The 2,613-nt window shown below is 74.1% G+C and carries 2 protein-coding genes; one reads left to right on the forward strand and one right to left on the reverse strand.

All coding sequences use genetic code 11. From position 1 onward, the window contains the following. Positions 1-92: 92 nt before the first annotated feature. Positions 93-1,067: a hypothetical protein gene (locus D7W79_RS41140; RefSeq protein ID WP_147442332.1), complete on the reverse strand. Its 975-nt coding sequence runs from the start codon at positions 1,065-1,067 to the stop codon at positions 93-95. A 283-nt stretch (positions 1,068-1,350) separates the two neighbouring features. Between D7W79_RS41140 and D7W79_RS41145 the strand changes: the two genes are divergently transcribed. Then, on the forward strand, positions 1,351-2,613 hold a 1,263-nt coding region (locus D7W79_RS41145; RefSeq protein ID WP_244222260.1), incomplete at its 3' end, for a M20/M25/M40 family metallo-hydrolase.

The following is a 2,613-nucleotide window of genomic DNA, read 5'->3' on the forward strand; positions in this document are numbered from 1 at the left end:
GGAGCGGGGGACCGCGGGTCGGGGGGGACGACCGCCGGCCGTGGCACTGTCGCCCGGGTCCCTGGGGGGGGCAACGGAGAATTCCGGGGGATTCATTCCTCCGGAATCGGAGCATCCACCGCGTGGTCCGCGCCCGTCCGTGCCTGGATGAACGCCCGGATGTGCGTCACGAGTCCGTCGCGCCGCAGCGCGAGGAACGCCGCTCCGTCGCCTTGACGCAGGGCGGCCAGGGCGTCGGGGCCCAGGGCATGGCTGGGGAATACGACCGGCGGCGTCACGCCCGTGCGCACCAGCCCCAGCAGGGACCGGCCCGGTGCGAGCACCGGGTGGAAGACCTGGTTCGCCAGCGTGAGCAGCAGGTCGCTGACCGGGCCCGGCGGCGGCGCGCCTCCCGACAGCGGCGGCGGGAACAGGGGCAGGAACGCCACCGCGCCCTGGTTCTCCAGCAGCGGGCCGGGCTCCAGCACGGCGCCGGTGAGCAGGTGCCGGGGCTTCAGCGCCAGCAGCGCGTTGGCCTCCACCCGGTCCGCCACCGACGCGAGCCCCGCCATGCCGGGCTGCGAATAGCGCTCCCAGCCGCGCGGCGGCACCACGCGGCGCAGCAGCGCGCGCACGGAGGCGTCCGCGTCCGGCGTGAGGAGCGCGAGCGCTCCGGCGTCGGACAATGAACGGCCGGTGTCGAAGAGCGCGTGGCGCCAGAGCCAGTGCGACAGCCGCACGCGGGCCGCGGGCGGAGGTTGGGGATGCAAGTGGAAGAAGCGGCACAGCAGGGGCAGCACGTCCGGCCTGGGCACGAGGTCCAGGTGCGGGATGCCCGCGTCCTCGCGGAGGAAGTCGAAGGCGCGGCCCACCGCGCGCGCCGTGCGCTCCAGCGCGGGAGCCCAGTCGTCCTCCGCGGCGAACTCCTCGCGGAAGTCGCGCATGAAGTCCCGCCCATGCACCGCGAGCAGCAGCATGGGCAGCGCGTCATCCTCCAAGCGGCCGAAATCACGGGACGCGAGCCGTGCCCCCAGGTCTTCCAGGCTCTGGCAGGACGTCTCGCGTTGCCCGGGAGGGGTGGGTGCCATGGGATGTCTTGCGTAGCGCAGACTCGTGAACACTCACATCACCCGCGGGTCGCAATGCTCACTTCCAGCCTTGACGCTGCGAGGAATTTCTTTAAAGAATGCACGCACGTCCTCTTCTTCTTGGAAGATGGCGTATGTACCGGGCCTCGCGTTCCCCAACCGCGGAACCGGTGCGTGACGTCCCAGTTGAGCCCCGCGCGCCGCGTTCCCCCTCTCGGCGCGCGGTGGCCCCTGGGACTTCCACCTCGCCCTACAACAGCTCAGGTCCCCCTCGAGGATTCGCGTGTCCACGTCCGCCTTCGTCCTGCCCGTCTCGCTGGCCCTGCACCTCTTCACCTCGGCCTCGCCCGCGCCCCAGAACACCGCCACCGCGCCCTCCCAGGACCCCGCGCCGAAGTCCCCGGCCACGTCGTCGGTGAAGGCGGCGCCCCCGGCCGTGTCGAAGCTGAGCGCCGCGCAGCAGACCACCGCGGGGCGGCTGGTGGGGCCCGCGCTCGCGGAGGGCCACGCGTACGCGCGGCTGGCGGAGCTGACGGACGGCGTGGGGCCGCGCCTGTCCGGCTCCGAGTCCGCGGAGGCCGCGGTGCAGTGGGCCCTGCGCTCCTTCAAGGCGGACGGGGTGAAGGCGTGGAAGGAGCCGGTGAAGGTGCCGCGCTGGGTGCGTGGCGAGGAGCACGGCGAAATCCTCGCCTCGGAGCGCACGCGCGGCCTGCCGCTGGCGCTGCTGGCCCTGGGTGGCAGCGCGCCCACGCCGCCGGAGGGCATCACGGCGGAGGTGGTGGAGGTGAACTCGCTGGAGGAGCTGGCGGCGCTGGGGGACAAGGTGAAGGGCCGCATCGTGTTCTTCAACCACACCATGGCGGAGGCGGCGGACTACGGCCGCTTCGCGGGGCTGCGCGGGCGGGGCCCGGCGGCGGCGGCGAAGCAGGGCGCGGTGGCCGCGTTGGTGCGCTCGCTGGCCACGGCGTCGCTGCGCACGCCGCACACCGGGGCCACGCGCTTCGACGAGGGCGGCCCGCGCCTGCCCGCGGCGGCGGTGTCCGTGGAGGACGCGCTCACGCTGCACCGGATGCTCCAGGGCGGGGCGGTGAAGGTGCGGCTGGTGCTGGGGTGCTCGGAGCTGCCGGAGGCGGACTCGTCCAACGTGGTGGCGGAGGTGCGGGGCCGCGAGAAGCCGGACGAGGTGGTGCTGCTGGGCGCGCACCTGGACTCGTGGGACGTGGGCACGGGCGCGCATGACGACGGCGCGGGCGTGGTGATGGTGATGGAGGCCGCGCGGCTCATCGCGAAGCTGCCCCAGGCGCCCCGGCGCACGGTGCGCGTGGTGCTCTTCATGAACGAGGAGAACGGGCTGCGCGGAGGCCGCGCGTACGCGGAGGCGCACGCGAAGGAGCTGCCCCGGCACGTGGCCGCCATCGAGATGGACTTCGGGCTCGCGCGCGACTGGCGCGAGGACAGCACCACCCCGAACGCGGTGCTGGGCACGCCGCACTACATGCCGCCCGAGCAGGCCCGGGGCGAGGGCCACCGCCTGGACCGCCGCGCG

Source organism: Corallococcus exercitus (assembly GCF_003611585.1).
Classification (GTDB): Bacteria; Myxococcota; Myxococcia; order Myxococcales; family Myxococcaceae; genus Corallococcus; species Corallococcus exercitus.

Excerpts from the sequence above, each read along its gene's own strand:
- D7W79_RS41140 (WP_147442332.1), bottom strand. The coding sequence starts at position 1,067 with ATGGCACCCACCCCTCCCGGGCAACGCGAGACGTCCTGCCAGAGCCTG.